This window comes from Piscicoccus intestinalis NBRC 104926, from assembly GCF_001515525.1.
Taxonomy (GTDB): Bacteria; Actinomycetota; Actinomycetes; order Actinomycetales; family Dermatophilaceae; genus Kineosphaera; species Kineosphaera intestinalis.
This window is the reverse complement of the sequence record NZ_BCNQ01000261.1, coordinates 1-2,311: the sequence shown is the minus strand read 5'-3', so window position 1 is coordinate 2,311 and position 2,311 is coordinate 1. Positions and strand designations below refer to the sequence as shown.

General features: G+C 74.3%; 4 protein-coding genes. All 4 read left to right on the top strand.

The genetic code is table 11. The annotated features are described in order from the left end of the window. On the top strand, positions 1 to 429 hold a 429-nt coding region (gene moaC, locus PINTE_RS20990; protein WP_157087437.1), incomplete at its 5' end, for a cyclic pyranopterin monophosphate synthase MoaC. Continuing rightward, the gene (locus PINTE_RS20985) at positions 426 to 920 is read left to right on the top strand and encodes a MogA/MoaB family molybdenum cofactor biosynthesis protein (protein WP_068434490.1); all 495 of its coding nucleotides are present in this window, start codon (positions 426 to 428) and stop codon (positions 918 to 920) included. The genes moaC and PINTE_RS20985, both read left to right, overlap by 4 nt. Next, on the top strand, positions 920 to 1,555 hold the full coding sequence (locus tag PINTE_RS20980) for a GNAT family N-acetyltransferase (protein WP_068434487.1): 636 nt from the start codon (positions 920 to 922) through the stop codon (positions 1,553 to 1,555). Before PINTE_RS20985 ends, PINTE_RS20980 begins: the two co-directional genes overlap by 1 nt. Positions 1,556 to 1,699: 144 nt before the next feature. After that, on the top strand, positions 1,700 to 2,311 hold a 612-nt coding region (locus PINTE_RS20975), incomplete at its 3' end, for a SepX/GlpR family protein (RefSeq protein WP_157087436.1).

Sequence of the window (2,311 nt, the reverse complement as noted above, 5' to 3'; positions counted from 1 at the left end):
CTACTGGCTCCGGCCGCGGTCGCCGCGCTGCGTGACGGCACGGTGCCCAAGGGCGACGCGCTCGCGGTGGCGCGGATCGCCGGGCTGCAGGCCGCCAAGCGGACCCCCGACCTCGTGCCGCTGGCGCACCCGGTCGCGGTGCACGGCGTCGAGGTCGAGCTGCGGATCGCCGACGACGGCGTCGACATCGCCGCGACCGTCGTGACCGCCGACCGCACCGGCATCGAGATGGAGGCGCTGACCAGCGTGACCGTCTGCGCGCTGGCGCTCATCGACATGATCAAGGCCGTCGACAAACACGCCCGCATCACAGACGTGCGGGTCACCGCCAAGAGCGGAGGCCGTTCCGGCGACTGGTCCGAGCCCGAGCCCTCGCCCGAGGCGGACCGTCGTGAGCCGGCTGGCGAAGACCCCCGGGAGGCGTCGTGACCAGCGAGCACGCATCGCCTCGACGGGCCGTGGTGATCACCGCCTCCAACCGCGCGTCGGCGGGGGTGTACGCCGACCGGGGCGGGCCGATCATCGCCGAACGCCTCGCGCAGTGGGGTCTCGAGGTCGACGGGCCACTCGTCGTGCCCGACGGCGACCCGGTGGGGCAGGCGCTGGCGCAGGCCGTCGCGGGCGGCGCGGACGTCGTGGTGACCACCGGTGGAACCGGCCTGACCCCGGGTGACCAGACGCCCGAGCAGACCCGGGCGGTCATCGACCGCGAGGTGCCGGGGATCGCCGAAGCGATCCGCTCGGCCGGGGTGGCCGCGGGCGTGCCGAGCGCGATGCTCTCGCGAGGGCTCGCGGGCCTGGCCGGGCGCTGCCTCATCGTCAATCTGCCCGGCTCCACGGGCGGGGTGCGCGACGGGCTCGCCGTGCTGGAGCCGGTGCTGGCGCACGCCGTCGACCAGGTTCGCGGGGGCGACCACTGATGGCGGGCCTGTGGCCGTGCTCGCTGACGGTGCGCCACCCGAGCGGGTCGGCGATCGTCATGCGCGCGCTGCGCGGCCGAGACCGCGAGGAGTGGGAGGAGTTGCGGGCCGCCAACCTGGCCTGGCTGCGCCCGTGGGAGGCGACGAGTCCGTTGCCGCCGCAGGCCCGTTCGAGCTTCCGTTCACTCGTGCGGCACTACGACCGCGAGGGCCGTGAGGGGCGGCTGCAGCCCTTCGTCATCGAGCGCGACGGCCGGCTCGTCGGGCAGATGCACCTGTTCAGCATCGGCTGGGGCGCGCTGCGCGGCGGCTCCGCCGGCTACTGGGTGGCCCAGAGCGCGGCCGGCCAGGGCATCGCGCCGCTGTGCCTGGCGGCGCTCATCGACCACGCGGTCTACGGGCTCGGGCTGCATCGCGTCGAGGTCAACATCAGGCCCGAGAACGTGGCGAGCCTGCGGGTCGTCGCCAAACTCGGGCTGCGCGACGAGGGGCTGCGGCTGCGGTACCTGCACATCGACGGCGACTGGCGCGACCACCGCTCGTTCGCGGTGACCGCCGAGGATCTCGACGGCACCTCGATGGTCAAACGGTGGCGTCGGGGGCAGCCCGGCGGGCTGGAGATGGCGCCGACCTGAGCACCCCGCGCTCCGCCGCCGACGCGACCGCTGACCAGGGCATACGACCTGAAACAGGCAGCAAGTTACACGCGTGTAAGTCAATGTGCCGACACTCCGGAGCGCCTGCCTGACGCGCCTGTCAGATGCTTCTACGGTGGGGTTGTGTCGCCCAGCAGCCTGATCTTCGTCGCCGTGGTCGTCATCTGGGCTGCCTATCTGGTCGTCCATGTCTCCCGCCGTCGCGAGCATCTGGCGACCGCCCGCACCGTCGACCGGTTCTCCAGCCAGATGCGGGTGCTGCAGCGGCGCGCCGTGCGGGTCGACCCGCCCGCGCCCTCGAGCGTGCGGATCTCCTCGGCGGGCATGACCCGGCCCCGGCCGCTGGTCGCCCAGGCCAGCGCCGACCAGCTCTTCCTCGAGACCGACGCCACGGGCGCCACGGACGAGCGCCGCGCGACGAGCGTGCGCGCCTCGGTGCTCGCCGACCCCGATGACCCCCGCGAGCCGGGCTCCGACGACTACTTCGTCGACCGCCCCGGCGACACCGGCTCCCGGCTTCGGATGCCGGCCCGACGCCCCGGATCCCGGCGCGCCCGGCTCACTCGCACGATCGCCCTGGGTCTGAGCCTCCTGCTGCTGGCGGGGACCGCGCTCGCGACGTTGCTCTCGGCCCTGCCGTGGTGGAGCCTGGCCGCGCCGGTCGCGCTCCTGGCCGGCGTGCTTGCCTGGCTGCGAGCCGCCGCCCGGGCGCTCGTGGCTCAGCGCCGTCGCGAG